We start from the raw sequence: 3423 nt of genomic DNA on the forward strand, positions 1-3423 counted from the left end.
TAGAATCAGGGGTCTCTTAGCAGTAGGAAAGATGCTGAAATAAATCTGATAGCTATCATATGCTAGGTTTTTCCTCATGTATGATAATCAGCGCTTTTTGCGTAATCTGCGGGATCACATAATACCCCAGGGCCAAACTTCCCGTAAATACACCAATTCTTTACCGATTTTGCGCTATTTATAACTTCCATGCCCGCTTTACTTTTTAAAGTTTATTTTTGATTAACTACATTCCTAAATCTGCTTTTTCGTTATGATTATCGAACCAAAAAAGAAAAGAGTCTTATCCATAATAACTTTTAAAGCAATATTTTGCTGTATTTTAACTTTTATAAATATTGGTGTTATTCAGGCCCAATCGCCGTGGATTGCTTTAGGTAAAAAGCCATCCACTTTGGGTTTGGAAAATGGTTTTTCGACTTACAACGCCGGGGCATTTAATCTCAAGCTCGTTAAGTCATCGCAAACTGTGGCAGGTCTTCAACCTAAAATGGTTAAAGATTTCGATTTTGTACCCAGCGATAGTTTAAAAGTGAGGAGTTCTGATGGTTTGTACCATTTGGGCGATATCAATTTAAAATTGCGCAATGTTGGTGAAGAAACCTGGAAAAGCTATAGCACTGCGGCAAAGCGAAGCCCTGTAAAAAATATTGTGACAGGTAAAAATATACTCGCCGCTGCCGATCTTGCTGCAACACTTCCGGCTGATATTCCATTGCAGGTTAAAAGGATCTGGGAAATGTTGAACGGAAAGCTGGTACTGCGCTTCGAGCTAAAAAACAAAACCGATAAAAACGTAGAAATTGGTGCACTGGGGATCCCGATGATTTTCGATAATATTTTAGAAGGCCGTACATTGGAGCAAACTCATGCTAAGAATGTATTTTACGATCCCTACATCGGCAAAGATGCTGGTTATTTACAGGTTACCCGATTAAGTGGGCATGCGCCTTCTTTGCTGGTTGCGCCATTGGGACATACGCCATTTGAAGCTTATAATCCGCTTAATGACGACCGCACACCAAGGGGAATTGCTTTTGAAGGCTTTTACGAATGGATGGTGTACAGTAAAGCCTATGCTGAAAACGAATGGAAAAATGCCGAGCAATGGAATACGGCAACTTCAACCTTTTTAAAGCCTGGCGAAAGCCGGAGTTATGCCCTTCAGTTTATTCTGTCAGGAACTGCAAAAGATATAGAAAGCAAACTGATTGAAAATAAAAGACCTGTTGCCATATCCGTTCCAGGTTATGTACTGCCTAAAGATGTGGAAGGGAAATTGTTTATCAACTACCCTAAAAAGATTAAAAATTTTCAGGTTCAACCTGAAAATGCCTTAACAATAGTTGCATCAGGCACAACCAAAAATGGTTGGAAAAGTTACGCGGTTAAAGGGAATATTTGGGGTAGAGCAAGGTTATCTATTACTTACGAAGATGGATTGGAACAAAGCATAAATTATAAGGTAATACAGCCAGAAAGCGAAGTAATAGCCAGTTACGGCAATTTTTTAACAACCAAACAGTGGTTTAACCAACCCGATCCTGTTTTTAAAAGAAATCCTTCTGTTATTACCTATGACAATGAAAAACAGCAGCAGGTAATTCAGGATAACCGTGCGTGGATAGCGGGCTTAAGCGACGAAGGTGGGGCAGGATCGTGGTTAGGTGCAATGATGAAGCAGTTGGTGCAACCTAAAAAAGAAGAGGTTGATAAACTGAAGCAATTTGTAGATAGTGTAATGTTTGGTAGAATACAACTTAAAAGCGGTCCTCAGAAATATGGGGTAAAAAAGAGTTTGTTTTATTATGCACCAGATTCGCTGCCTAAGGATACTTATGATGCAAAGATCAATTTTAAAATATGGTCTGCATGGCCGAAAAAAGAAGCTGATAATCTGGGCCGGTCTTATAACTACCCACATGTAGCAGCAGCCCATTGGGTAATGTACCGGTTGGCGCGTAATTATAGCGGGCTTGTAGAGGAGCAGAGCTGGAAACAACACCTTATAGATGCTGCTGAAACAGGTATGGCTATGGTTAATATTGCTCCTTATTATGCACAGTTCGGCCAGATGGAAGGTACAGTCTTTTACCTCATCTTAAACGACCTTAAAAACGAAGGACTAACAGACGAAGCAGCCAGATTAGAAAATGAAATGAAGAAGCGGGCCAACCACTGGCGTTCTTTACAATATCCATTTGGTAGTGAGATGCCTTGGGATTCTACAGGTCAAGAAGAAGTTTATGTGTGGTCGAACTATTTTGGTTATCAGGATAAAGCGAATGTAACGCTCGATGCGATACTTGCATATATGCCGGTAGTACCGCATTGGGCTTACAACGGTAACGCCCGAAGATATTGGGATTTCCTTTATGGAGGTAAACTCTCGCGTATCGAACGGATGATCCATCATTATGGTTCTGCGCTCAATGCCATTCCTGTGTTAATGGATTATCGCAAGAATCCCGGCGATTTCTATCTTTTACGTGCCGGTTACGGTGGGTTATTGGGTTCGATCTCCAATATCACCCAGGAAGGTTTTGCGCCTGCAGCTTTTCATGCTTATCCATCAACTTTGAAAAATGACGGCATTACCGGCGATTATGGATCTGGCTTTTTTGGCTACGCGGTTAATACATCATCATATATTTTACAGCATCCTGAATTTGGCTGGTTAGCTTTTGGTGGTAATTTGAATAAAAAGGGGAACATTATCAATGTTAAATTAACCACGGCAGCAAAATCGTCGGTTTATATTGCGCCTGCCGGGCTCTGGATTAGTCTTGATGCTGGGACCATTGATGATGTAAATTATAATACAGTAAATGGTGAAATTCGCTTAAAGCTAGCTAAGGCTAACGAATACTTACCTAATGCCTTGTTGAGGTTGTCGCAACCGGCAAAAGTTAATGGAGTTGGTGTTTATTCCATAAAAGGCAATGGCATTAAGAAAAGGGGAGGATACGAATTTCTACTTGCAAAAGATCACTCAACTGAAATCACATTTCAAAGATAATATCAATTCATCTACTGTCTGAGCCCCGTGAAATAAAATTTACGGGGCTTTTTCAGATAATCAATTGCATATGTTTTTAATAGTTATTGCTTAATATAAACTATTAAAAATTTTACATGTAAGTATGTTGATGGTTAAATTACTGATAATGAGCCGAAAATATGTATTTAAATATAAAATGATGTAGATTTTCTTGTTTATAAAGAGGATGCATGAGAAAGGTAATTTTATCGCCGATAAACATATTTTTATTTGTAACCCCCAACAAATGTCGTTCTCGCGCAGACCTACCGTGCGGACACAACTCTGTTAAATTTCATTCGTTTTTAGCGTAGTTGTCAAGGTCGATCGTCATGCTGAATTTATTTCAGCATCTTTCCTACTGCTAAGAGACCCCTGATTCT

1 protein-coding gene is annotated in these 3423 nt (G+C 39.5%); it reads left to right on the forward strand.

Annotated features, from left to right (window positions below; genetic code table 11):
- Positions 1 to 253: 253 nt before the first annotated feature.
- Positions 254 to 3019, forward strand: a complete 2766-nt coding sequence (locus tag IM793_RS24625) for a DUF5695 domain-containing protein (RefSeq protein WP_193426154.1) — start codon at positions 254 to 256, stop codon at positions 3017 to 3019.
- Positions 3020 to 3423: the final 404 nt, after the last annotated feature.

The sequence above is a fragment of the Pedobacter sp. MR2016-19 genome, from assembly GCF_014947265.1.
Classification (GTDB): domain Bacteria; phylum Bacteroidota; class Bacteroidia; order Sphingobacteriales; family Sphingobacteriaceae; genus Pedobacter.

What these genes read in the sequence shown, in the direction of transcription:
- IM793_RS24625 (WP_193426154.1), top strand. Translation starts at nt 254, where the DNA reads ATGATTATCGAACCAAAAAAGAAAAGAGTCTTATCCATAATAACTTTT.